25 protein-coding genes are annotated in these 24290 nt (G+C 74.2%); 10 read left to right on the plus strand and 15 right to left on the minus strand.

Going from position 1 to position 24290, the window contains the following annotated elements; genetic code table 11:
* Positions 1 to 151 precede the first annotated feature (151 nt).
* Together ACFF45_RS11250 and ACFF45_RS11255 are read left to right on the plus strand one after the other, a co-directional pair.
* A complete protein-coding gene (locus ACFF45_RS11250; protein WP_381345309.1) occupies positions 152 to 1174 on the plus strand; it encodes a phosphotransferase family protein in 1023 nt (340 codons plus the stop codon).
* Positions 1175 to 1179: 5 nt separating this feature from the next.
* Complete coding sequence (locus ACFF45_RS11255; protein ID WP_381345311.1) at positions 1180 to 2394, plus strand: acyl-CoA dehydrogenase family protein; 1215 nt, start codon at positions 1180 to 1182, stop codon at positions 2392 to 2394.
* A 6-nt stretch (positions 2395 to 2400) separates the two neighbouring features.
* On the opposite strand, the gene ACFF45_RS11260 is transcribed toward ACFF45_RS11255, so the two are convergent.
* Positions 2401 to 2994: a TetR/AcrR family transcriptional regulator gene (locus ACFF45_RS11260; RefSeq protein WP_381345312.1), complete on the minus strand. Its 594-nt coding sequence runs from the start codon at positions 2992 to 2994 to the stop codon at positions 2401 to 2403.
* Positions 2995 to 3170: 176 nt separating this feature from the next.
* On the minus strand, positions 3171 to 3935 hold the full coding sequence (locus ACFF45_RS11265) for an SDR family oxidoreductase (protein ID WP_381345314.1): 765 nt from the start codon (positions 3933 to 3935) through the stop codon (positions 3171 to 3173).
* Between the two features lie 174 nt (positions 3936 to 4109).
* Here ACFF45_RS11265 and ACFF45_RS11270 point away from each other — a divergent pair, with 174 nt between their 5' ends.
* Both ACFF45_RS11270 and ACFF45_RS11275 read left to right on the plus strand, forming a co-directional pair.
* Positions 4110 to 5348 (plus strand): exo-beta-N-acetylmuramidase NamZ family protein, encoded by a 1239-nt coding sequence (locus ACFF45_RS11270; protein ID WP_381345315.1) that lies wholly within the window; start codon positions 4110 to 4112, stop codon positions 5346 to 5348.
* A 278-nt stretch (positions 5349 to 5626) separates the two neighbouring features.
* Complete coding sequence (locus tag ACFF45_RS11275; RefSeq protein WP_381345317.1) at positions 5627 to 6229, plus strand: hypothetical protein; 603 nt, start codon at positions 5627 to 5629, stop codon at positions 6227 to 6229.
* 250 nt (positions 6230 to 6479) lie between these two features.
* Here ACFF45_RS11275 and soxR read toward each other — a convergent pair whose 3' ends face one another.
* Complete coding sequence (soxR, locus tag ACFF45_RS11280) at positions 6480 to 6983, minus strand: redox-sensitive transcriptional activator SoxR (protein ID WP_381345318.1); 504 nt, start codon at positions 6981 to 6983, stop codon at positions 6480 to 6482.
* 119 nt (positions 6984 to 7102) lie between these two features.
* Here soxR and ACFF45_RS11285 point away from each other — a divergent pair, with 119 nt between their 5' ends.
* On the plus strand, positions 7103 to 7564 hold the full coding sequence (locus tag ACFF45_RS11285) for a MaoC family dehydratase (RefSeq protein WP_381345319.1): 462 nt from the start codon (positions 7103 to 7105) through the stop codon (positions 7562 to 7564).
* Between the two features lie 4 nt (positions 7565 to 7568).
* Here the strand turns inward: ACFF45_RS11285 and ACFF45_RS11290 are convergent, their stop codons facing one another.
* The 3 genes from ACFF45_RS11290 to ACFF45_RS11300 form a co-directional block, all read right to left on the minus strand.
* Positions 7569 to 8213, minus strand: coding sequence for a TetR/AcrR family transcriptional regulator (locus ACFF45_RS11290; RefSeq protein WP_381345320.1), 645 nt, complete (start codon positions 8211 to 8213; stop codon positions 7569 to 7571).
* 204 nt (positions 8214 to 8417) lie between these two features.
* Positions 8418 to 8705 (minus strand): YiaA/YiaB family inner membrane protein, encoded by a 288-nt coding sequence (locus ACFF45_RS11295; protein ID WP_381345322.1) that lies wholly within the window; start codon positions 8703 to 8705, stop codon positions 8418 to 8420.
* A gap of 59 nt (positions 8706 to 8764) precedes the next feature.
* Positions 8765 to 9916 carry an acyl-CoA dehydrogenase family protein gene (locus ACFF45_RS11300; protein WP_381345324.1) on the minus strand — a complete coding sequence of 384 codons (1152 nt, stop codon included), beginning with the start codon at positions 9914 to 9916 and terminating at the stop codon, positions 8765 to 8767.
* A gap of 88 nt (positions 9917 to 10004) precedes the next feature.
* Between ACFF45_RS11300 and ACFF45_RS11305 the strand changes: the two genes are divergently transcribed.
* Positions 10005 to 10646 carry a TetR/AcrR family transcriptional regulator gene (locus ACFF45_RS11305; RefSeq protein ID WP_381345325.1) on the plus strand — a complete coding sequence of 214 codons (642 nt, stop codon included), beginning with the start codon at positions 10005 to 10007 and terminating at the stop codon, positions 10644 to 10646.
* 557 nt (positions 10647 to 11203) lie between these two features.
* Here ACFF45_RS11305 and ACFF45_RS11310 read toward each other — a convergent pair.
* The 7 genes from ACFF45_RS11310 to ACFF45_RS11340 all read right to left on the minus strand — a co-directional run bounded on the left by ACFF45_RS11310 (position 11204) and on the right by ACFF45_RS11340 (position 18379).
* Positions 11204 to 12289 carry a Zn-dependent alcohol dehydrogenase gene (locus tag ACFF45_RS11310; RefSeq protein WP_381345327.1) on the minus strand — a complete coding sequence of 362 codons (1086 nt, stop codon included), beginning with the start codon at positions 12287 to 12289 and terminating at the stop codon, positions 11204 to 11206.
* Between the two features lie 14 nt (positions 12290 to 12303).
* Entirely contained in the window at positions 12304 to 13692 is a 1389-nt protein-coding gene (locus tag ACFF45_RS11315) for an aldehyde dehydrogenase family protein (protein ID WP_381345328.1), read from the minus strand.
* 102 nt (positions 13693 to 13794) lie between these two features.
* Complete coding sequence (locus ACFF45_RS11320) at positions 13795 to 14247, minus strand: DUF3574 domain-containing protein (RefSeq protein WP_381345330.1); 453 nt, start codon at positions 14245 to 14247, stop codon at positions 13795 to 13797.
* Between the two features lie 130 nt (positions 14248 to 14377).
* Entirely contained in the window at positions 14378 to 15604 is a 1227-nt protein-coding gene (locus ACFF45_RS11325) for an MFS transporter (protein ID WP_381345332.1), read from the minus strand.
* A 39-nt stretch (positions 15605 to 15643) separates the two neighbouring features.
* Positions 15644 to 17044 carry a CitMHS family transporter gene (locus ACFF45_RS11330; protein ID WP_381345333.1) on the minus strand — a complete coding sequence of 467 codons (1401 nt, stop codon included), beginning with the start codon at positions 17042 to 17044 and terminating at the stop codon, positions 15644 to 15646.
* Positions 17045 to 17182: 138 nt separating this feature from the next.
* A complete protein-coding gene (locus tag ACFF45_RS11335) occupies positions 17183 to 17791 on the minus strand; it encodes a TetR/AcrR family transcriptional regulator (RefSeq protein WP_381345334.1) in 609 nt (202 codons plus the stop codon).
* A 72-nt stretch (positions 17792 to 17863) separates the two neighbouring features.
* Positions 17864 to 18379, minus strand: coding sequence for a hypothetical protein (locus ACFF45_RS11340; protein WP_381345336.1), 516 nt, complete (start codon positions 18377 to 18379; stop codon positions 17864 to 17866).
* 164 nt (positions 18380 to 18543) lie between these two features.
* On the opposite strand from ACFF45_RS11340, the gene hmgA reads away from it, so the two are divergent.
* The 4 genes from hmgA (at position 18544) to ACFF45_RS11360 (ending at position 23304) form a co-directional block, all read left to right on the plus strand.
* Positions 18544 to 19896, plus strand: a complete 1353-nt coding sequence (gene hmgA, locus ACFF45_RS11345; RefSeq protein ID WP_381345337.1) for a homogentisate 1,2-dioxygenase — start codon at positions 18544 to 18546, stop codon at positions 19894 to 19896.
* Between the two features lie 28 nt (positions 19897 to 19924).
* Positions 19925 to 20674 (plus strand): GntR family transcriptional regulator, encoded by a 750-nt coding sequence (locus ACFF45_RS11350; protein WP_381345339.1) that lies wholly within the window; start codon positions 19925 to 19927, stop codon positions 20672 to 20674.
* Positions 20675 to 20700: 26 nt separating this feature from the next.
* The gene (locus ACFF45_RS11355; RefSeq protein WP_381345341.1) at positions 20701 to 21846 is read left to right on the plus strand and encodes a type ISP restriction/modification enzyme; all 1146 of its coding nucleotides are present in this window, start codon (positions 20701 to 20703) and stop codon (positions 21844 to 21846) included.
* A gap of 261 nt (positions 21847 to 22107) precedes the next feature.
* Positions 22108 to 23304: a CaiB/BaiF CoA transferase family protein gene (locus ACFF45_RS11360; protein ID WP_381345343.1), complete on the plus strand. Its 1197-nt coding sequence runs from the start codon at positions 22108 to 22110 to the stop codon at positions 23302 to 23304.
* 42 nt (positions 23305 to 23346) lie between these two features.
* On the opposite strand, the gene ACFF45_RS11365 is transcribed toward ACFF45_RS11360, so the two are convergent.
* A complete protein-coding gene (locus ACFF45_RS11365) occupies positions 23347 to 23616 on the minus strand; it encodes a hypothetical protein (protein WP_381345344.1) in 270 nt (89 codons plus the stop codon).
* Between the two features lie 126 nt (positions 23617 to 23742).
* Positions 23743 to 24290, minus strand: a 548-nt coding sequence (locus ACFF45_RS11370) for an anti-sigma factor (protein WP_381345346.1), incomplete at its 5' end; no start/stop codon positions are given.

Consider the following 24290-nt stretch of genomic DNA (forward strand, 5'->3'; position numbering starts at 1 on the left):
GCGCGGGACCGCCGGCGGCTCCCCGCCCCCTCCCCGGCCGGGCGCTGCCGTACCGGGGTGGCGCCGATCACGTCCGGCCGCGCCTCTGGACGGCATACCGACCGGTCGGCATCATATGTCGGGTCCCGTCCGCACATCCGTAGGAGCGACGATGGTCTCCGACCACCCGCCAGGCCTCGATCCGGACCGGCTGCGCGGCCTGCTCGACCGCGAGCGGCCCGGTCTCGTGCGCGGCCCGCTGACCGGCCGGCTGATCGAGGGCGGACGGTCGAACCTCACCTACGCGGTCTCCGACGGCGCCTCGCAGTGGGTCGTCCGCCGGCCCCCGCTCGGCCACGTCCTGGCCACCGCGCACGACATGAGGCGCGAGCACCGGGTGATCACCGCCCTGGGACCGACGAAGGTGCCGGTGCCGCGCACCGTGCTGCTGTGCGAGGACGAGGAGGTGCTCGGGGCGCCGTTCTACGTCATGGAGTACGTGCCCGGCACGCCGTACCGCACCGCCGGCCAGCTCGCCCCGCTGGGCCCCGGACGCACCCGCGAGGTGGCGCTGTCCCTGGTGGACACGCTCGTCGACCTGCACGCGGTGGACCCGGCGGAGGCCGGCCTGGCCGACTTCGGCCGCCCGGAGGGCTTCCTGGACCGCCAGCTGCGCCGCTGGGGCAAGCAGCTGGACGCCTCCCGCAACCGCGAGCTGGCCGGCGTCGACGAACTGCACGCGGCCCTCGGCCGGGCCCTGCCCGCCTCGCCGGCCCCGGCCGTCGTGCACGGCGACTACCGCCTGGACAACGTCCTGGTGAACGCCGACGACGAGATCACGGCGGTCCTCGACTGGGAGATGTCCACGCTCGGCGACCCGCTGACCGACCTGGGCCTGCTGGTGATGTACAGCATGCCGCTCGGCATGCCCGACTCGCCGGTCTCCACCACGGCCGAGGCCCCGGGGCACCCGGCGCCGGCCGAGCTGATCGAGCGCTACGCGGCCCGCTCCGGACGGGACGTCTCCACGGTCTCCTGGTACACGGCCTTCGCCTGGTTCAAGCTCGCCGTGATCCTGGAGGGCATCCACTACCGCTACACACTGGGCCGGACCGTCGGCCGCGGCTTCGACCGCATCGGCGACCTGGTCCCCGTCTTCATCGCACACGGTCTGACAACTCTCCAGGAAGGCTGACCGGCATGGACTTCGCGTTCGACGCACGCACCGAGGAGCTGCGCGCCAGGCTGCTCGCCTTCCTGGACGAGTACGTCCACCCGGCCGAGGCGGTCGCCCACGAGCAGCGGGCCGGGCTCGCCTCGCCGTGGGACACCCCGCCGGTCGTCGAGGAGCTGAAGGCCGAGGCGCGCCGGCGGGGCCTGTGGAACCTGTTCCTGCCCGACGCCGAGCACGGCGCCGGCCTCACCAACCTCCAGTACGCCCCGCTCGCCGAGATCACCGGCCGCTCCCCGCAGCTCGCGCCGACCGCGACGAACTGCGCCGCGCCGGACACCGGGAACATGGAGGTGCTCGCCCAGTTCGGCGACGAGGCGCAGCAGAAGCAGTGGCTCCGGCCGCTGCTGGCGGGCGAGATCCGGTCGGCGTTCGCGATGACCGAGCCCGAGGTGGCCTCGTCGGACGCCACGAACATCACGACGCGCATCGAGCGGGACGGCGACGAGTACGTCGTCACCGGCCGCAAGTGGTACATCTCCGGGGCGATGAACCCGGACTGCGCGATCTTCATCGTGATGGGCAAGACCGACCCGGACGGACCGGACATCCGCCGCCAGCAGTCCATGGTCCTGGTCCCCCGCGACACCCCGGGCGTCACCGTCGAGCGCGCCATGCGGGTCTTCGGCTACGAGGACCACTGGCACGGCGGTCACGCCGAGGTGGTCTTCGACCACGCGCGCGTGCCGGTGTCGAACCTGATCGGCGAGGAGGGCGGCGGCTTCGCCATCGCCCAGGCCCGGCTCGGCCCCGGCCGCATCCACCACTGCATGCGGCTGATCGGCATGGCGGAGCGGGCGATCGAACTGATGTGCAAGCGGGCGGTGCGGCGCGAGGCGTTCGGCACGGCGCTGGCCCAGCAGGGTGTGGTGCACAACTGGATCGCCGACGCGCGGGTCGCAGTGGAACAGCTGCGGCTGCTGGTGCTGAAGACGGCCTGGATGATGGACACGGTCGGCAACCGGGGCGCGCACACCGAGATCCAGGCCATCAAGATCGCCACTCCGCGCACGGTCGTCGGCATCCTCGACAGGGCGATCCAGCTGTACGGCGCGGGCGGGGTGAGCCAGGACTTCCCGCTGGCCGAGCTGTACGCGGGGGCGCGCACGCTGATGATCGCGGACGGCCCCGACGAGGTGCACCAGCGGTCGCTGGCCCGGCGGGAGCTGAAGAAGTACCTCTGAGCCCCGTTACGGCCGCAGGGCCCGCAGCAGCAGGTCGGCCAGGTGGTCGGCGACCTGCTGCGGGCTGAGCGGCCCGTCGGGGCGGTACCAGGTCGACAGGTGGTGGACGGAGCCGAAGTGGTAGTCCACCACCAGGTCGGCCGGGGTCGCCGTGGAGAACACGCCCGCCCGCTGGCCCTCCTCGACGAGCGCGCGGAAGCGCTCGTGGTAGCGCCGGCGCTCCGCGCGGACCTGCTTGTTCTTCTCCGGGCTGAGGTGGTGCATGGACCGGAAGAAGATCGACGCGTCGTCGAGGTTCTCGATGGTCGTCACCACGACGTCGGCGGCGGCGTCCCGTACCCGCTTCTCCACCGGCTCGGGGGCGTCCGCGAACGCGTCGAGCCGTTCCTGCTGGACCCGCAGCACGCGCGCGTACACCTCGTGCAGCAGGTCGTCCTTGGAGCCGAAGTAGTGGTAGAGCGCTCCCTTGGTGACGCCGGCCGCCTCGACGATCTCCTGGACCGAGGTGCGGTCGTAGCCCTGCTCGGCGAAGAGCCGGGTGGCGGCGGCCAGCAGCCGCTGCGGCACAGGCGTCCCGTCCGTGTCCGTCGTCCTGGGCACTGCCGCCACCTGCCTTCCGTGAGGTCCTGCCGTCGTTCCCGCCGACGCGCCTGCCGGGTCCTCCCGCCGGCTCTCCGGCCGGCCGTCCCGCGCGCGGGAGCGCAGCTCCCGCCAAGGATCTTCCCACTTGCCGTCCTCGGCAGGTCGGGCAGGCCCGGCGGCGTGCCGGTAGCCGGTCACCGGGCCGCCTCCCAGCGCTGCTGGATGTGGTTCAGGCCGGCCAGCCAGCGGTCCGGCCGGGCGGCCCGGGCCCGGTAGTACTCGGCGACCTCGGGGTGCGGCAGGATCAGGAACCGGTCCTCGGCCATCCCCGCGAACAGCGCGTCCGCCACGTCCTCCGGCTCGATCGCGGTCGGCGCCAGCACCAGGTCGCCCGCGCTGCCGCCGGCGGCGAGCATGTCGGTGCGCACGCCCTGCGGGCAGATCGCGTGCACCCTGACGCCCCGGTGGCGGTAGGTCAGGGACAGCCACTCGGCGAAGGCGTAGGCGCCGTGCTTGGTGACGCTGTAGGGGGCGGCGCCGATCATGGTGAGCAGCCCGGCGGCCGACACGGTGGAGACGAACCGCCCGCTGCCGCGCTCCAGCCACTGCGGGAGCAGCGCCCGGGCGGCCCGCACGTGCGCCATCACGTTGACGTCCCAGGCCAGCGCCCAGACCTCCGCGGGGGCCGCCTCGGACCCCCCGGCGCCCACCCCGGCGTTGGCGCAGTAGACGTCCACCACCCCGCCGAGCGCGTCCCGGGCCTCGGCGACGATCGCGGAGGCGTCGCCGGGGACGGCGATCCCGCCGATCTCGTCGGCGACGGCCTTGGCCTTGTCCGCGTCCAGGTCGTTGACCACGACCCGGCCACCCCCGGCGGCGAAGCGACGGGCCAGCGCGGCCCCGATACCGCCCCCCGCCCCGGTGACCACCACTCCGGCACCCTGCACGGCTTGCACCATCGGTCTCCTTCGACGCGCGTCGGCTCTGTCCGGCGCAGGCCAGACTAACCAGTCGGTATGTACCGGCGAAAGGGCGGACGGGTGACCGGAGTGCGGCCCGGTTCGTTCCCGTCCCGGCCGGTGGCCGCTACCGTGCGTGAACATGACACCCGCCGCGCTCAGGGAGGCCACCGTATGAAGCTGTCCAGACGCAGCCTGCTCGCCACCACCGCGGCGGTCGCGGCGTCGGCGGGCCCCGCGGCGGCGGCGCCCGCGGGCGGCGGACGCCGGCTGCGCACCGGGTTCGACCGCCTCGCCGCCGGCGGCTACGCCCTCCTCGACGGCGACCGCGTCGGCGTCGTCACCAACCCGACCGGCGTCACCGGGGACGTGCGCCACATCGTCGACGTGATGCACGCCGACGACCGGGTGCGCCTGACCGCCGTCTTCGGCCCGGAGCACGGCTTCCGCGGCACCGCCCAGGCCGGCGGCTCCGAGGGCCGCCACGACGACCCCGCGACCGGCCTGCCCGTCTACGACACCTACCGCAAGAGCGGCCGGCCGCTGGCCGACGTCTTCACGGCATCCGGCGTGGACACGGTCGTCTTCGACATCCAGGACGTGGGCGCGCGCTTCTACACGTACGTCTGGACCCTGTACGACTGCATGGAGGCGGCCGCGCTCGCGGGCAAGCGCGTGGTGGTGCTCGACCGGCCGAACCCGGTGACCGGCGTCTCGGCCGAAGGACCCGTGCTGCACCCGGAGTTCGCCACCTTCGTCGGCCGGCAGCCGGTCTCGCAGGCGCACGGCATGACGGTGGCGGAGCTGGCACTGCTGTTCAACGCGGAGTTCCTGCCCTCGCCGGTGGCCCTGGAGACGGTGCGCATGTCCGGGTGGCGGCGGTCGGACTTCTTCGACGCCACCGGGCTGCCGTGGGTGCCGCCGAGCCCCAACATGCCCACGCCCGAGACCGCTGTGGTGTACGCGGGCACGTGCCTCTTCGAGGGCACCAACCTCTCCGAGGGCCGGGGCACCACCCGCCCCTTCGAACTGCTCGGCGCGGAGGGCGTCGACCGCCGGTGGGCCGCGGCGGCCAACGAGCTCGGCCTGCCGGGCGTGCGCTTCCGGGAGGCGTACTTCGCGCCCGCCTTCTCCAAGTTCCAGGGCCGGACCGTCGGCGGCGTACAGCTGCACGTGCACGACAGGGCGGCGTTCGACCCCGTGCGCACCGGGATCGGCCTGCTGGTCACCGCCCGGCGGACCTGGAGCGGTTTCGCCTGGCGGCCGGACCACTGGATCGACCGGCTCACCGGCTCCGCGCTCGTCCGCACCCTCATCGACGCCGGCGCGACCACCGGCGAGGTGGTGGCGGGCTGGCAGCAGGAACTGGCCGCGTTCCGGGCGATGCGCGCGCGGTACCTCCTGTACCACTGAGCCGTTCGCGCCGGCCGCCGCCGGGGAGCGGGACAAAAGACCGGCAATCAGGACGCATACGGAGGCCGTCTTCAGGAACCCGTGGGATCTGTGGGGAGTTCTCACTCTTACATGCGTCACTTTCCCGGACGCGACGGCCGTCCGCGCGCGGCCGTCCTCACACATGGAGGACATCGGATGGAGCCGATTGACCGGTCGACACGTCCATTCGGCGACGTCCGTACGACGACGCCGAAATGACCGAAGTACAGGTGCAGGTGTGACGGAGGTGCAGGGCGATGGCCGGTTTCCGGAGTCTGGCGAGACAGGTACGCGACCCCCGGTGCGACCTGGCGCTACGGCGCTATTCGCTGCGCAAGTGCCTTGAGCGGTTCGCCCCCTACGGGCACAGGGCGACCTGGGACCACTTGTGCACCAGGGCCGGGTTCGGCCCGGAGGACCGCTCTCCCGATCCGGCGCGGCTCGTGGCCGCGTTGGAGGAACTGGAGGAGGCGCGGGCGGTGTGGCTCGCCTACGAGGTGGAGTTCGCCGAGCGCCGCAAGAAGGAGAAGCACGACGGGCTGCGCCGGCCGGGCTCGGTGGACGACTGGCACCGCCTGACCTGGGGCGGTTTCGGGGTCGCCTGGTGCGACGACCCCGAGGTGCACCCGGGTGAGCCGCTGGCGGAGGTGCTGCGGCGGCTGATCGCCGCGCTGGAGCGCGAGCCCGGATCGGAGTGCCCCGTGTGCGAGGGGGAGCACCTGGTGTGGAAGTACGACCTGGACCACGAACCTTCTTCGGGTCCGGTCTGCACGGACTGCGGAATCCTCGTCCCGCGCCCCGTGCTCACGCCGGAGGCCCTGGCGTATGCCCGGCGTGAACGGCTGCTGATGTCCGCCTGAGCCCGCCACGCGGGCCCGAGCAACGGGGAAACGGGGGAACGGGGGACCCAGGATCGCCCCGCTCCGTACGGACGGCCGGGGGCGGTGCGACACGGCGGGCGGGCGCGGTGGCGGGACGCGGCGGCCCGGCCCGACGGGGAACTGCCGCCGGAGACCCGGCTGTTCACCGGCGGCCGCGACAGCGAACGGATGCCGGACCTCGCCTCGGGCCGTGAGACGGCGGCCGGGCGCGCGCCGCCTCGGCGGGCCTTCACGGCCTGCCCGGCGATTCGCGGGGTGTGCGGCTCCGCCGCGCGGTCGAGCCCTCCACCATCAGCCGGGAGCCCGCCAGGCGTTCGCCGAAGACGTCGTCGGGGTTGGACAGGACGCAGGTGTCCAGGGAGAGGCAGCCGCAGCCGATGCAGTCTGTGAGGTGGTCGCGCAACCGGTTGAGCTGCTTGATCCGCTGGTCCAGCTCCGAGCGCCAGGCCTCGGACAGGCGCGTCCAGTCGTCCCGGGTGGGCGTGCGCTCCTCGGGCAGCTCGGCGAGCGCCTCGCGGATCGTGGCCAGCGGGATGCCGACGCGCTGCGCGGCCCGGATGAAGGCGACCCGGCGCAGCGTGTCACGGGTGTAGCGGCGCTGGTTGCCCGCGGTGCGCCGGCTGCGGATCAGGCCCTTGGCCTCGTAGAAGTGCAGGGCGGAGACGGCGGCGCCGCTGCGGGCGGCGAGCTGGCCGACGGTGAGCTCGTGGATCTTCTCGGGAATCTGGGGCACCCCTCGAAGCCTACCGATCCGGTGACGGCGCCGGTCCGTTGACAGGGAAGGGTGTCCGCACCATGCTAAGCAGTTGCTTAGACATTGACATCTGACTGCGCTACGCGGGAGGCCAGGACATGGCAGAGCCGAGGATCTTCACGTCCGTCGACGAGCTGAAGGCGGCGGTGGGCGAGCAACTGGGCTACACCGACTGGATGGAGGTCGACCAGAAGCGGATCGACCTGTTCGCCGAGGCGACCGGCGACCACCAGTGGATCCACGTCGACCCGGAGAAGGCCGCCGCCGGCCCGTTCGGCACCACCATCGCGCACGGCTACCTCACCCTCTCCCTGCTGCCGCTCTTCGGCCCGCAGCTGATCGGCGTCGAGGGCGTGAAGATGGGCGTCAACTACGGCACCAACAAGGTGCGCTTCCCCGCCCCCGTCCCGGTCGGCTCCCGGCTGCGCGCCACCGCGACGATCACCGGTGCCGACGACGTGGCCGGCGGCGTCCAGGTGTCCGTCGCCTTCACCGTGGAGCGCGAGGGCGGCGACAAGCCGGTGTGCGTGGCCGAGTCGGTGTCCCGGTACTACCTCTGAGCGGCTACTCCCGCGCGGCCGGGGGCGTGCGCGCCCCCACCATCCGCAGCACGAGGTCGGCGTAGAGCGCGCCGACCTCGTCGGGCGTCCACGGCCCCGCGGTGCTGAACCACCGGGCCACGTCGATGCAGAGCGACAGCACGGCGAGCGTCGTGCCCCGCACGTCGAGCACCTCGAACTCGCCCGCGGCGACGCCGTCCTCGATGATGCCGCGCACCTCGGCGTCGCACTGCCGGCGCAGCGCGACGATCTCCGCGCGGGCCTCGGGGCCGAGCGAGTCCAGCTCGTACTGGACCACGCGCGCGGTGGTGCGCCCCCCGGCGTGCCAGCGCACGAAGGAGCTGACCGCGTCGGCGAGCCGCTCGGTCGCGCCGCCCTCGCGCCGCGCCGCCGTCCGCAGGATGCCGAGGGCCCGCTCGTGGCCGATCCGGCTGATGCGGTGCAGCAGCTCTTCCTTGGTCTTGTAGTGGATGTAGAGCGCGGCCGGACTCATCCCGGCGCGGCCCGCGATGTCGCGGGTCGTCGTGGCGTGGTAGCCGCGCTCGGCGAAGGCCTCCACGGCGGCGACCAGCAGGCGCCGGGCCGCCTCAGGGGTGACCTCGGCCCACGGCTGCGCCTCGCCGTCGGCCGTCTCCTCCGCCGTACTCATCGCTCGTTCGCCCCTCTCGCCGATCAGTGGCACCACCATACCGCCGAAGCTGAGCGGCCGCTTAGTGCGGCCGCCCGGACCGGTCCCGGGCCCGGGACCGGACGGTGGCGCCCCCAGAGCTTCTCGCAGGGGCCGCGCGGACCTTCCCGCGGGGTCCCCCAGACCTTCTCGCGGGGGTCGCTGACAGCTTCTCGCGGGGGTCGCTCACAGCTTCTCGAAGGGGTCGTGCTCGGCGAGGAGCTTCTCCAGCCGTGCCTGGTCCACCCGGCTGACGAGCTGCCCGGCCTCCTGCCGGTCGCGGACGACCTTGGCGAGCGTGAAGGCGGACGTGACGAGGTAGAGGACGGCGATGCCGAGGAAGGCGCGCACCCAGGGGTCGGCCTCCAGCTGGAAGATGCCGACGGCGGTGGCGCCCAGGGCGATCGCGAACGACGCGACGGCCTGCCCGTGGAAGGCGGCCGTGATCTGCTGCTTGACCGGTGTGTCACTCATGGGGACCAGGGTCGGCGGATGTGGCGCCCCCCACATCCGCCCGCGTACTCACCAGGTACTCAGAACGCCGAGACGCCCGTCAGGGCCCGCCCGATGAGCAGCTTCTGGATCTGGCTGGTGCCCTCGTACAGGGTCATCACCCGGGCGTCGCGCAGCAGCTTGCCCACCGGGTACTCGTCGATGTAGCCGTAGCCGCCGAAGACCTGCAGGGCGTTGTTGGCGGCGCGCACGGCGGCCTCCGAGGCGAACAGCTTGGCCTGGGAGGCCTCGGTGGCGAAGGGCAGCCCGCGGTCGACCAGGTCGGCGACCCGCCAGGTCAGCAGCCGGGCCGCGGCGACGTCCACGGCGATGTCGCTGATCAGCTCCTGGACGAGCTGGTGGCCGGCGATGGGCTTGCCGAACTGCTCACGCTCGCCCGCGTGGCGGACCGCCGCGTCGAGTGCCGCCTGGGCGATGCCGACGCAGCCGGCCGCGACCGACATCCGGCCCTTGGCGAGGGCGGACAGGGCGACCGAGAAGCCCTTGCCCTCCGGGCCGAGCATCGCGCCGGCGGGGACCCGGACGTCCTCCAGGACCAGTTCGGCGGTGGCCTGGCCGCGCAGCCCGAGCTTGCCGCGCACGGCCCGGCGGGTCAGTCCGGGTGCGTCGGCGGGCACCAGGAACGCGGAGACGCCCTTGTGCCCGGGCGCGTCGGTGGACCGGGCGAAGAGCAGCACCACGTCGGCCCAGGTGCCGTTGGTGATGAACGTCTTGCTGCCGTTGAGGACGTAGTCGCCGCCGTCGCGGACCGCGCGGGTGGCCAGGCTGCCGGCGTCGGAGCCGGTGTCCGGCTCGGTGAGGCCGAAGCAGCCGACGTACTCGCCGGAGGTCAGGCCCGGCAGCCAGCGCCGCTTCTGCTCCTCGCTCCCCCAGGCGGCGACGGTCTTGGCGACCAGGCCGAGGGAGACCGAGACGATCCCGCGCACCGAGGAGTCGCCGCGCCCGAGCTCCTCGGTGACCAGGCAGTAGGCGAGGTGGTCGCCGCCGCTGCCGCCGTACTCCTCGTCGACGGTCAGGCCGAGGAAGCCGACCTCGCCGAGCTTCTCGACGATGCCCCGGTCGACCTCCTCCGCACGGTCCCAGGCCGCCGCGTGGGGAGCGATCTCACGGTCCACGAAGTTCCGCGCGAGCTGCCGTACGGCGGTCTGCTCCTCGCTCAGTTCCAGGTTCACGTCCCCGTCACCCCACAGACTGCGGCCCTTGAGGGCCGTCCCCGTAAATTAGCACTGCTAGTTTCTTGCTGGCCCTACTATGTGCGCCATGGCCCGACCGCGCAAGCCCCTGCTCAGCCCCGGCCGGATCGTCGAGACGGCCCGGGCGCTGGTGGACGCCGAGGGCCTCGCGGCCGTCTCCACCCGGCGGCTCGCCGCGGAGCTGGGGGTGAGCGGGCCCTCGCTCTACAACCACTTCCGCACCAAGGACGAGATCCTGGAGGCGGTCGCGGACTCGGTGAGCGCGCAGGTCGACCTGTCGATGTTCGAGGACGGCCGGGACTGGCGGACCGCGCTGCACGACTGGGCGGTCTCCTACCGGGCCGCCCTGCGCGCCCACCCGAACATCGTCCCGGTGCTGGCCCGCGGCCCCGGCCGCCGCCCGGCCGCGCTGCGGCTCGCGGACGCCGTCTACGGCGCGATGGCCGACGCGGGCTGGCCGCCGGCCCAGGCCACCTCCATCGGCGCGCTGATGCGGTACTTCGTCATGGGCTCCGCGCTCGGCTCGTTCGCCGGCGGCTTCGTCACCGACATGAGCGCCTACGACCCCGCCGACTACCCCCACCTGGGGCAGGCCCACCTGCTCGCCGAGCGGCAGGACAAGATCGACGAGCGCGCCTTCGAGACGGGGCTCGCCGCCCTGCTGGACGGTCTGGCGCACCAGTACGAGCAGGTGGCACGGACCCGGTAGGCACACGTCGGCGCCCGCCGAACCGTCGGTGCCCGGAGCTGGGCGCATGACTGCCACAGACCCCCGGGCACCGGCGCTCGCGCGGCTCGCCGGGCTGATCGCCGACGAGGCACGGGCGGCCTGCCTGCCGGCGCCGCTCGACGGGCGGGCGTGGACCGCCGGCGAGCCGGCGCGGCACGCGGGCGTGGACCACCGGCGAGCGGGCACGGCACGCGGGCGTGGACCGCCGGCGCGGCACGCGGGCATCGCCGCGTCGACGGCGAGCGAGCACCTCGGCGAGCCGGTCGGGGCCGGGATGCTCACCGAGGAACGGCAGGGACGGCACCGGTACGTGCGGCCGGCGGACGCGCGGCTCGCCCGACCGGTGGAGGACCTGGCCGCGTACGTGGGGCCGGGTTCCGTGGCCCGGCGGCCGGGCGGGCCGCGGGTCGGCCCCGGGCGGGCTGCGGCCGGGCGGGCCACGAGTCGGCCCCGGGCGGCGTCCCGGCCCGCGCCGCCCGGGAACACGGGGGCCCGGCGCGACGCGGCCCGGGGCCGGGCGGCCCCGGGCGCCGGCGTCAGAAGACCACCAGCGCGCGGCCTCCCTTGCCCGCCAGCATGTTCTCGAAGGCCGCCGGGATGCCGTCCAGGGCGATCCGCTCCGTCACCAGCGCCGACAGGTCCAGGCGGCCCGCGCGGACGTGGCCGGCCAGCACCGGCAGGTCCCGCTGCGGGTCGCAGTTGCCGTAGACGCAGCCCGCGAGGGTGCGGCCCCAGTGGAAGATCTCCAGCGCGTTGAAGGTGACCTGCTGGTCCTTGCCGCCGATGCCGACGACCGTGGTGCGGCCGCCGCGGCGGGTGGATTCCCAGGCCGCGCGGATGGTGACCGCCCGGCCCACGCACTCCACGGCCACGTCCACGCCCTGCCCGCCGGTCAGGGCGCGGATCTCGCGTGGGGTGTTCTCCGAGGCGAGGACGTACTCCGTGGCGCCCGCCGCCCGCGCCAGTCCCTCCTTCTCGGCGGAGACGTCCACCGCGACGATCGTCGACGCGCCCGCGATCCGGGCGGACTGGAGGGCGGCGAGGCCCACCCCGCCGACGCCGAACACGGCGACCGTCTCGCCCTCGCGGACCCGCGCCGAGTGGTGGACGGCGCCGTGGCCGGTGAGGACGGCGCAGCCGAGCAGGGCCGCGTCCGCGAGCGGCACCCCGTCCGGGGCGGGCAGCACACAGCCGGCCGGCACGACCGTCTCCTCGGCGAACGCGGCGACGTTCAGACCCGGGTGCAGTGCGGTGCCGTCGTCGGCGCGGCGGGCGTGCACCGCGCCGATGCCGCCGAGGGCGTTGGCGCACAGCCACACCTCGCCGAGCGCGCAGGCGGGACAGCTTCCGCAGGACGGCGCCCAGTTCAGGACGACCGCGTCGCCGGGGGCGACATGGGTGACGCCCTCGCCGACGGAGAGCACGGTTCCCGCGCCCTCGTGGCCGAGGACGGCCGGGAGCGGCACCTTCATGGTGCCGTTGGACAGGGACAGGTCGGAGTGGCAGACCCCGGCGGCGGCGAGCCGGACCCGGACCTGCCCGGGTCCGGTTTCGGGCAGCTCGATGCCGGTGATCTCCAGCGGGGCCCCGACGGCGGGCACGACGGCGGCACGCACGGACATGACAGTGGGCTCCTTCAGAACTGGAGGGACTTGGTCTGCAGGTACTCGGCCAGGCCGTGCGCGCCGAGCTCCCGGCCCACGCCCGACTGCTTGTATCCGCCGAACGGCGCGAGCGGGTTGAAGCGGCCGCCGTTGATGTCGACCTGACCGGTCTCCATCCGGCGCGCGAAGGCCACCGCCTCCGCCTCGTCGCCCGCCCAGACCGCGCCGGCGAGCCCGTAGACCGTGCCGTTGGCGATCCGCAGGGCGTCCGCCTCGTCCTCGTACCGCAGGATCGACAGGACCGGACCGAAGATCTCCTCCTGGGCGATGGTCATCTCCGGGGTGACGTCGGCGAAGACGGTCGGGCTGACGAAGTAGCCGCGCTCACGCGGCGGCTCGGCGCCCCCCGCGACCAGGCGGGCGCCCTCGGCCACGCCCTTGTCGATGTAGCCGCGCACCCGGTCCCGCTGCCGGGCGTTGACCAGGGGCCCGATGCGCTCGCCGTACTTGGCGGCCGCGGCGGCGGCGAGTTCGACGGCGGCGTCGTACTGCGCGGCGTGCACGAGCATCCGGGTCCACGCGCTGCACGTCTGCCCGGAGTTGGACATCACGTTGGCCACGCCGACGTTGACCGCCCTGGCCAGGTCGGCGCTGGGCAGGATGACGTTGGCGGACTTGCCGCCCAGCTCCAGGGCGACCTTCTTCACGGCGGCCCCGGCCGTGGCGGCGATCTGCCGGCCGACCGCCGTGGAGCCGGTGAAGGAGACCAGGTCGACCTCCGGGTGCTCGGCGAGCGCCTGCCCGGCGACCGGGCCGAGGCCGGTGACCAGGTTGACGACCCCGGCCGGGAGGCCCGCCTCGTGCACCGCCTCGGCGAAGGCCTGCGCGGTCAGCGGGGTGTCCTCGGCCGGCTTCACCACGATCGTGCAGCCCGCGGCGAGCGCCGGGGCGGCCTTGGCGACGATCTGGTGCAGGGGGTAGTTCCAGGGCGTGATCGCGCCCACCACGCCGATCGGCTCCTGGTGGACGGTCGAGTTGCCGACCTTCTCCTCGAAGGCGTACGCCGCCGTCAGCTCGGCGTACGAGCCCGCGACCGCGATCGGCGCGCCCATGTGCACCGCCTGCGACAGCGGCAGCGGCGAACCCAGCTCGGCGGTGATCGTCGCGGCGATCTCGTCCTTGCGGGCGGCCAGCACGTCCCGCAGGGCGGCCAGCCGCGCGGCCCGTTCGGCGGGCGGCGTCGCGGACCAGGCCGGCAGGGCGGCGCGGGCGGCCCGCACGGCCCGGTCCACGTCCTCCGCGGTGCCTGCCGGAACCCGGGCGATGACCTCCTCGTCGGCCGGGTTCACGACCTCGATCACGTTCAGGCCTGCGGCGGGGCGCCAGGCACCGTCGATGTACATCCCGTCCCGGGCCTTCATGGCCTACCTCCCAGACAGCGGCGTCGTCGGCCCCCAAACTAGCGGCGATAGTTTTTCTGCGCCAGGGCCCTCCGAGAGGCTACGGCAACCCCGCCCGCCCGCTCAGAAGTCGACCCGCACCCGCTCGTCCACGCGTCCGACCGACTCCTGGCCGAAGGCCTTGAGGTAGTCCCGGCGGATCTCCTCGATCTCCCGGCCGCGGGCGGCCGCCTCCCCGGCGGGGTAGAGCAGGACCAGTTCGTACGACCGCTCCTTCTCGATCGTGCCGTTCGCGTCCCGCCACTGGCCGCGCCCCTCCCGCACGGTCAGCCCGTCCGGGAAGCCGGGCGTCACCTCCGCGTCGACGAACCGCGTGAACTGCGCCTCCGTGACGGCCGGTCCGCCGTCCGGCCGCGCGGTACCGAAGAGCAGCCGGGTCTCGGCGTACGGCTCGCCCCGCGCGGGGGCGGCGGGGGCCTCCGTGGCGAGGGTGGCGTACGCGGTGGGCGCCCCGAGGGCGAACAGGGCCGCGGTGGCCGCCAGGGCGACACGACCGCGCGTGAGCTGAAGGGTCATGCCCCTCCCTTACCTGCCCGCGCCCCGCCGGACACGGTGACCGTGCCGGGGAACGGGACCCCCGCGGGCCGCACGGGAGCGCGAGGGGCGCACGGGGCGCGCGGTCCGGCGGATGCCCTTGCGGGCCGCGTCACGTGCGGGTGCGCGGGCGCGGGGCGGGGCGGGGGCCGCTGGGCTCGGGGTCGTCCCGGGCCGGGCCGGACGGCGAGCGCACCGCCACCCCCGCCGAGAGCAGCAGCAGTCCGCCGAGCATCACGAACGGGGCCGCCACGCCCGCGAGGCCCGCGATCAGGCCGGCCGTGGCGGGGGCGGCCACCTGGCCCAGCCGGTTGCCGGTCAGCCGGAGCGCCAGGGCGGTGGAGCGGGCGCCCTCGGGGGCGGCCTGGACGACCGTCGTCATGGACAGCGGCTGTCCGACCCCGAGGCAGAAGCCGAGCGCGGCGAGGATCAGGGCCAGCGCCCACACCGGCACCGGCAGCGCGAGGCCGGCGCACAGCAGGGCCGCCAGCAGGCAGCTCAGGGTGAGCAGCGGGGTGCGGCCCAGCCTCAGCAGCGGGGTCAGCGCCAGCCGGCAGGCGATGGTGGCCGCCGCGCGCAGGCTCAGCAGGACGCCGATCACCGAGGGGGCGATGCCCCGGTGTTCGCCGACCACCGGCAGGTAGGCGGTGAGCACGTCGGTCGCGGACAGCACGGAGAGGCTGATCAGGATGCCCGCGGGGACGCCCCGGGCCCGCAGGATGCCCCGCACGGGTACGCGTTCGCCGCGGGCCGGACGGGCGCTGCCGGCGGTGCGCCGCTCGATCCGCCACAGCGAGGTGAACGCGGCCGCTCCCCCCGCCCCCGCCACCAGCAGGGCGAACGCGCTGCTGCCCGCCATGTCGTCGCCGCCGATCAGCGCGCCGGCCGCGACCGGGCCGACCAGCTGGCCGAGGGAGGCGCCGATGGTGAAGTGGCCGAAGGTGCGGTCCTGTTCGTGCGGCGCGGACTGCCGGGCGACCAGGGACTGGGCGCCGACGACGAAGCCGAGGTGGCCGAGGCCCATCACGCCGCTCCAGACCGCCATCGCCCACAGGGAGTCGGCGCGGCCGCTGAGCGCGCAGCCGCCGGATATCAGGACCACGCCGGCGGGCAGCAGCGGCGCGCAGCGCCCGTGGTCGGTACGCCGGCCCAGCGGGACCGCGGCGAACAGCGGGAGCAGGGCGTACACCCCCGCGATCATCCCCACCGCCCGTTCGTCCGCGCCCAGCGCGAGGGCCCGGTAGGAGACGGCGGGCCGGGCCATCGACACCGCCCCCTGCGCGCAGCTGAAGGCGATGACGAGGCGGAGCAGCCAGCCGCGGTTCCCACCGGGCCTCATGTCGGACACCTCCGGACGGAGTCGTGAGATACGGGTCGGTCAGATGATGCCGAACAGGATTGCGGCGCCGAGGATCACCAGGCAGGTCGCGGCCGCGTACTTCACCACGAACCGGGTGTGGTCGCCGAACTCGACCCTCGCCATGCCGACCAGCACGTAGACGGCCGGGACCAGCGGGCTGGACATGTGCAGCGGCTGGCCGACCAGCGAGGCGCGGGCCATCTCCAGCGGGGTGACGCCGTGCGCCGCGCCGGCCTCGGCGAGGACCGGCAGGACGCCGAAGTAGAAGCCGTCGTTGGACATGAAGTAGGTGAGCGGCAGGCTCAGGACGCCGGTGACGAGGGCCATGTGCGGGCCCATGCCCTCGGGGACGACGCCCACCATCCAGGTGGCCATGCTGTCGACCATGCCGGTGCCCTGCAGCACGCCGGTGAAGACGGCGGCGGCGAAGACCATGCCGGAGACGTTCAGGACGTTGTCGGCGTGCGCGGCGAGGCGGGCCTTCTGGTCCGCGACGGTCGGGAAGTTGACGGTCAGTGCCAGGGCGGCGCCGATCAGGAACAGCACCGGGATCGGCAGCAATTCCGTGATCATGGCGGTCAGCAGGGCGGCCGTGAGCAGCGCGTTGAACCAGAGCAGCCGGGGACGCAGGGTGGGCCGGTCGGGGTCCAGCCCCGGGAAGTCGCCGTCCCGGCCGGGGACGGCCCCGGCGTCCGGGCCGGTCCCGGGGCCGCCGCCGGCCTGCTCGCCGCCACCGGCGGAACCGGTGCCGCCGCCGACGAGCACCGTCTCCTTCTCCTCCGCCGGCACCTCGCCCAGCGTCAGCACGCCGAGCCGCCGGCGCTCGCGCAGACCGAGGAAGTACGCCAGGACGACGACGAAGACCAGGCCGACGGCGAGGGCCGGGATCATCGGCACGAAGATGTCACTGGCGTCCAGCTTCAGGGCGGTGGCGGCGCGGGCGGTCGGGCCGCCCCACGGCAGGGTGTTCATCACGCCGTTGGCGGTCGCGGCGACCCCGGTCATCACGACCAGGCTCATCTTCAGCCGCCTGTAGAGCGGGTACATCGCCGAGACGGTGATCATGAACGTGGTCGAGCCGTCGCCGTCCAGCGAGACGATCGCCGCGAGCAGGGCCGTCCCGACGACGATCCGCATCGGGTCCGCCTTGCAGAACCTCAGGATGCCCCGGACGACCGGGTCGAACAGACCGACGTCGATCATCACCCCGAAGTAGACGATCGCGAACATGAGCATCGCCGCGGTGGGAGCGAGGCTGGAGACTCCGTCGAGGACGTAGTCGCCGAGGTGCGCGCCCTTGCCGACGACGACGCAGAACAGTGCGGGGATGAGCACGAGCGCCGCGATCGGCGACATCTTCTTCATCATGATCAGGACCAGGAAGGTCGCGATCATGGCGAAGCCGAGGATGGTCAGCATGAGTGGACACCTAACGTTCGCCCTTGAACTCCCACCAGGGCCGGCGGTGCGACGACGTTAGGTCGCCTCCCACAGCGTCAACAAGACGTCGACGTGCGAGCAATAAGCGCAGAACTCCAGGTCGGAGAGCGCGGCCGGTCAGTCCAGCACCCGCCCCAGGTACGCCCGCAGCATCTCCCGCATCTCGGCGACGATCGCCGCGTCCCCTTCCGGGTCCACCCGGAAGGCGAGTTGCACCAGCGTGTCCGCGGTCTCCACGGCGATCAGGAAGGCGCGGCGCAGTGCGGCGTCGGGGGTGCGGGGGAGGTGGTCCCCGAGGAGGTCGGTGAGCCGGTCGGCGACCCGGTGGTTGGGTTCGGCCCGGCGGCTGCCGACGGGGATCTGGTTGCCGAAGTCCACGAGGGAGAAGCCGGGGGTGGTGCGCTTCATGGCGAGGTACTCGTCGAGCACGGCGTCCATGGCGGTCCGCCAGTCTCCCCCGCCGCCCGCCCTCAGCCGCTCGGTGACGCGCTCGGCGTAGCGCTCCAGGTTGCGCTGGGCGAGCGCGTCGGCCATTTGCCGCTTGTTGCCGAAGAAGCGGTAGACCGAGCCGATGGGCACACCGGCGCGCTCGGCCACCGCGCGGGTGCTCAGGGCGTCGTAGCCGACCTCGTCCAGGAGGTCGGCGCAGGCGTCGAGGATGCGGGTCAGGCGTTCGGCACTGCGCCGCTGGACGGGCGCGCGGCGGAGCGTGGTCGGATCGGGCACGGGCTCATGATGCCTTTCCCCCGGGAGCGGGTGAACCTCCACCCCCTGCAGGGGCTTTCGTGCCCGGTGCACTCATCGCGGTGCCGGCTCGCTCCCCGAGGCGGTGAGGTCGGCCGTGGACTCGACGGGCTCCCCGTCGACCGCCCAGACGCTGCCGTCGTCGGCGTACAGCCGCGCGGTGACCTGGTGCGTGCCGCGCGGGACCAGTCCGGCGGCCAGCCGGTGCTCGGGGCCGCGCAATTGGGCGACGGGCCGGCCGTCGAGGAAGAGCCGGGCGACACCCCGGCCGGGCGACGCCTCCGGTGCCGTACCGGCCGGGGAGAAGCGGAAGCCGCGCAGGGTCAGCCGTACGTCCCACCCGGCGCCGGAGGTGTCGGGCTGCACCTCGATGCCGACCTCGGGCGCCTCCTCGTCGCGCACCTCGCGGTAGGGCCGCCCGGCCTCGTCGGTGTCGTCGAGCAAGCGGCCGGCCGGCGACGACTGGCCGCCTCCGGGCTCCCGCGCGGCGCCGTCGTCGCAGCCCGCGACCGCGGTCGGTACCAGCAGGCAGACCGCGAGCACGGCACTTGTTCGACGCGTCCACGACATGCCCAGGAGCGTAGAACACCGGTGCGACACCCCGAATCCTTCTGGAGTCTGGTTCTCGTCCGTCCGCGTCCTCCAGCGAGAGGAGGCCGGACGTCCCCCTTGCGCCGGAGCGGCCGTATTCCTACGGTGAACCATAGGAATCGGTGGGCAAGGGAGCAGCGATCATGAGCGATGGGGGCACCTCCCGCGCGGGCGTGTTCGAGCGCGGCGGAGCGCGGAAGACCGCCGAAGGGCTGACCTACCTCACCGGGTTCGGCAACGAGCACAGCTCCGAGGCCGTCCCCGGCGCCCTGCCCGAGGGCCGCAACTCACCCCAGCGCGCCCCGCTCGGCCTGTACGCCGAGCAGCTCAGCGGCACGGCCTTCACCGAACCCCGGGCCCACAACCGCCGTTCCTGGCTCTACCGCGTCCGCCCCTCGGCCGCGCACCCGGCGTTCACCCGCACCGGCAACGGCGCCCTGCGCACGGCCCCGTTCACCGAGACCGTGCCCGATCCGAACCGCCTGCGCTGGAACCCGCTGCCCGAACCGCCGCCCGGCACCGACTTCCTGGCCGGCCTGTGGACCCTGGGCGGCAACGGCGACGCCGCCCAGCGCACCGGCGTCGCCGTGCACCTCTACCACGCCACCGCCGGCATGGACCGCGTCTTCAGCGACGCGGACGGCGAGCTGCTGATCGTGCCGGAGCGCGGCGGGCTGCTGCTGCGCACCGAGTTCGGGCTGCTGGCGGTGGAGCCCGGCCACGTGGCGCTCGTCCCGCGCGGGGTCCGCTTCCGCGTCGAGCTGCTCGACGACGCCGCGCGCGGCTACGTCTGCGAGAACTACGGCACCCCTTTCCGCCTGCCCGAACTCGGCCCGATCGGCGCCAACGGCCTGGCCGGCCCGCGGGACTTCCGGGCGCCGGTCGCCGCCTGCGAGGACGTCGAGGGCCCGGTGGAGGTGGTCAACAAGTTCGGCGGCAACCTCTGGACGGCGACCTACGACCACTCACCGCTCGACGTCGTCGCCTGGCACGGCAACTATGTGCCGTACTCCTATGACCTGCGCCGTTTCAACGTGCTCGGCACCATCTCGTACGACCACCCGGACCCGTCCATCTTCACGGTCCTCACCTCCCCGTCCGACACCCCCGGCCTCGCGGGCGTCGACTTCGTGGTGTTCGCGCCGCGCTGGCTGGTGGGCGAGGACACCTTCCGGCCGCCGTACTTCCACCGCAACGTGATGAGCGAGTACATGGGCCTGATCGAGGGCGCCTACGACGCGAAGGCGGAGGGGTTCGTGCCGGGCGGCGGCTCGCTGCACAACATGATGTCGGCGCACGGCCCGGACCGGGAGACGTTCGACCGGGCCGGCGCCGCCGAGCTGCGGCCGCAGAAGGTGGACGACGGACTCGCGTTCATGTTCGAGACCCGCTGGCCGGTGACCCTGACACCGCAGGCGGCCCGCGCGGAACACCTGCAACAGGGCTACGACGACGTCTGGCAGGGCCTGGAGCGGCACTTCCGCCCCTTGCCATGACCCTTCCCCCGCCGGTACGGATGGCCCCGTGACCTCCTTCGCCCCGGACTCCATCGTCCTGAACCGCAAGCTGCCGCTCTGGTACCAGGTCTCGCAGTCGCTGCGCGCCTCGATACTCGGCCGCTCGCCCCGGGACCCGCTGCGCCTGCCGACCGAGGAGCAACTGGCGGGGCACTACGGCGTGAGCGTGCTGACCATGCGGCAGGCGCTGAAGGAGCTGGAGGACGAGGGCCTGATCACCCGGCACCGCAGGCGCGGCACGTTCATCGAGCCCGGCGCGCGGCGGGGCGCCCCGGTGCGGCTGCTGGGCTCGGTGGACGCGATCGTGGCCCAGCAGTCCGGCATGACCACCGAACTGCTGGGCCACGGCCACGCGTCCGTGCCCGCGCACCTCGCCGAGCACTTCCCCGGCCTCGGCGAGGTGGCCACGTACCACCGGCTGCGCAGCGACGAGAAGACGGGTGAGCCGACCAACCACGCCCGCAACTACGTCCGTCCGGAGCTGGCCGCCCGGATCGGCCTGGACGACCTGGCCCGCTGGCCGATGACCAAGGTGCTGCGGGACGCCGTGGGCGCGGACATCAGCCGGATCACCGACACGGTGGAGGCGCGGCTCGCGGACCCGGAGACGGCGCGGCTGCTCGACGTGCCGCTGCTGAGCCCGATCCTGCACTACACGGGCGTGACCTACGACGGGGCCGGGCGGGTGCTGGACGTGGCCGTCATCCACTACCGGGGCGACCGCTTCTCCTTCACGGTGACGCTGGACGCCACCTGAGACGCGCGGCGCGGGGCCGTCGTACGATGCCCGGCGTGACGCACGACGACGCTCCGCCGCTCGCGGACCTCATGCCGTGGTCCGTCGCACCGCCTCGGGTCGGCCGGGGGTGGCCGGCGGCCCCCGACCCGTCCGTCCTCAAGGCCCGCTGGGACGCCCTGATGAAGGCCGAGGGCGCGGACCGGGAGGCCCTGTTCGAGGTCACGCGCTCGCGCACCCTGCACTCGGCGGTCGGGCAGTTGCCGGGCCGGCCCACCGGCACCGGGAAGCTGCTGCGCGCGCGGGGCCCCTGCCCGGAGCCGGTCCGGGTGCTGCTGGCGCCGTTCGACGAGCAGTGGCTGATCCCGGACCACCGGCTGATCGACGCGGCGCGGCCGGAGTTGTGGCGGGTGGCCGACGAGCGGCAGGTGTTCGTGGTCGAGCACGCGGAGGGCGGCGGCCCCCACCTGCTGGCCACGCCCCTGCTGCCGCTGCTGCGCACCGGCCGGATCCGGCCCCTGTACCGCCGCCCCGGCGGCGCGGAGCCGAACCTCGCGCCGGGCCTGCCGGAGTTCCTGGCGAGGCACCTCGGGCTGACGCCCGGCCCGGTCGACGTGCTGGCCTGGATCCTGGCCGCGGCACGGGCGGACCTCACGGTCCCGCTCACCGGGGACCTGGCGCTCTGGTCGCACGGCGTCGAGACGGGCCGGCGCATGCTCTGGCTGCTGCGCCGCGACGGGGACCGCCCCAAGCTGCCCGGCGGCCGCCGCCCCTACGTCCGCGCCCCGCTCCCGGCCCGCCCCGGCACGCTGCACTACGACCGCGACGAGGAGACCCTGCACCTGGACGAGGGCCGCGTCTCCCCCGTGCCGCCGCAGGCCTGGGACTTCACGGCGGGCGGGACCCGGGTCCTGGAGCAGTGGTTCGCGGCGCGGACGGCCGGGGGCGAGCCCGGCACGCTGCGCGCGCTCCGCCCGGCGGCCTGGCCCCAGGCGTGGACCTCGGAGCTGCTGGAGCTGATCACGGTCCTCACGCTGCTGGCCGAACTGCCGCCGGTAGTGGCCGAGTCGGCCCTCACCGCCGCCGACCTGCGCACGGCCGGCGTCCTGCCGGTCCCCGGCCGGGCCCGCCGCCCCGCCTCGGTCCTGGACCACCACGAGGAGGGCCCGGAGGGCCAGTTCGCGCTGATCTAGCGCCGCGGCAGGCCACGTCCGCCCCGTCGCGACGCCCGGCACGCACTCCCGCCGCACCGGACGCCGCTCCTCCACGGGCAACCGTTGCCTGCCGCGGCACTAGGTGTACTCGGTCATGACGCTGGTGACAGTCGGCTGATCGGTGGTTGGCCGCCGAGCGTTCCAGGACCTGTCGGGACGGGAGGCCCGCCGGGTCCACTCCCCGGGAGAGCCCCCAGCTGCGCATGACAAAGCGGTGACGCGCGGGCCATGATCGCTCGCATGGAACAGCAGCCCCTGCCCCTGGCGGGCATCACCGTCGTCGCCGTCGAACAGGCCGTCGCCGCCCCCTTCGCCACCCGGCAGCTCGCCGACCTCGGCGCCCGGGTGATCAAGGTGGAGCGGGTCGACGGCGGCGACTTCGCGCGCGGCTACGACACCGCCGCCCGCGGCCTCGCCTCGCACTTCGTGTGGTGCAACCGCGGCAAGGAGTCCCTCGCGCTGGACCTGAAGGACCCGCGCGGGCTGGACGTGGTCCGGCGGCTGGTGGCGGACGCGGACGTGTTCGTGCAGAACCTCGCGCAGGGGGCGGCGGCACGGCTCGGCCTCGACGCGGTCACGCTGTGCGCCGCGCACCCGCGGCTGATCGCCGTGGACATCTCCGGCTACGGGGCGTACGGACCGTACGCGGACAAGCGGGCGTACGACATGCTCGTGCAGTGCGAGGCCGGGCTGGTGTCGGTGACCGGGACGCCGGAGCAGCCGGTGAAGGCGGGCGTCCCGGCGGCGGACATCGCGGCGGCCATGTACGCCTTCTCCGGCGTGCTGGCGGCGCTGGTGCGGCGCGGCACCACCGGGCGCGGCGGTCCGGTGGAGGTGTCGATGCTGGAGGCGCTCGCCGAGTGGATGGGGCATCCGCTGCACCACGCGATGCACGACGGCGCTCCCCCGGCGCGCACGGGCCTGGCGCACGCCGTCATCGCGCCGTACGACGCCTACGCCACCGCGGACGGCGGGCGGGTGCTGCTGTCGGTGCAGAACGACCGGGAGTGGCGGCGGCTCGCGGAACGGGTCATGGAGCGGCCGGAGCTGGGGACCGACCCGGTGTTCGCGACGAACGCGGCGCGGGTGGCGCACCGGGAGCGGACGGACGCGGAGGTAGCGCGGGCGCTGGGGGCGCTGACCGCCGAGGAGGCGCAGGCCCGGCTGGAGGACGCGGGGATCGCGTGCGCCCGGCTGCGGGACGTGCGGGAGGTGGCGGAGCACCCGCAGCTGGCGGCCCGGGGGCGGTGGCGGGAGGTGGGCTCGCCGGTGGGACCGCTGAGGGCGCTGCTCCCGCCGATCACCTGGCCGGGTGGGGAGCCGGCGCGGAGCGGGGACGTACCCGCGCTCGGGCAGCACACCGAAGCTTTGCTGCGTGCCGTGGGGATGACGGACGGCGATATCGCAGCGCTGCGCCGGGACGGTGTGGCCGCCTGAGCGCGGGCCCCCGGAGGGTGCGTCGAGTGACGCCGGTGGCGGTCAGCGCCCGCCGAACAGCGAACGGCGGAGCCGGCGCAGCGGCGCGAAGAGCGAGACCCGGCTCACCCGTGCGCCCCGGTCGCTGCGCTGGTGCGCGGTGTCACGTGCGGTTATCTCACGCATCAGCGAGGTCGCCTCGGCCGCCTCCCGCTGCGGGACCGCGGGGCCCGCCAGCACCGAGAGATGGCGGTCGAGGCGCGAGCTGGTCGCGCTGCTCCCGCAGGTGATCGCAGGGACCCTTGCCCTGCTGCGCACTGTTATCTGTTCCATGTCACTCCCCACCCGTACGAGTCCACCCGGCCCGGGCAGGGTAACCCTATCTCCCCCTTGGGGCACGCGTGTATCGCGGTCACAGGATTCACCTTCCCCGTAAGGGCGTTGACCACCCCTTCTCGATCATCCTCCGAATCCGACCGTTTCCAGGGCGAGTTGGACAACCGGGCGCGTGGTGGGCCGGAGAGACCCCCCGTCGGGCTCCACGGTCACGGCGAGTGACGTCGCCGACCGGTCCAGGCCGTTCGCGACGACGGGCGTGTCGCCGTCCAGCAGGCCCAGGGAGCGCGGTTGCGCCCGGGGGCGCATGAGCCACAGCTGGTGCACGCGGCCGCCCGGCGGGTCGCCGTACCCGTGGAGCGTGACCACCGCGCGCCCCGCGGAAGCAGAAGCGATCACTCCGATCGTCCGTCCTCCGATCGTCCGTCCTCCGGCGTCCCGCCCGGTGGCCGCGCGGGCGTCGGGAGCGGCGAGAACGTGGGCGATCTCACGTGCCCGGTCCCGCTCGGCGGCCAGTTCGCGCCCGGTCCGGTCCGCCTGGACGGCGAACAGGGCGGCCACCACGAGGGCCGCGGCGGCGGTCGCGGTGGCGAACGGGACGAACAGGGGGCGGGCGCGGGCCGCCCGGGCGCGGGCCGGCGCCGGCCGCTCGCCCCGCGCCCGCGGCGGCA

Source organism: Streptomyces cinereospinus (genome assembly GCF_042430725.1).
GTDB lineage: Bacteria > Actinomycetota > Actinomycetes > Streptomycetales > Streptomycetaceae > Streptomyces > Streptomyces cinereospinus.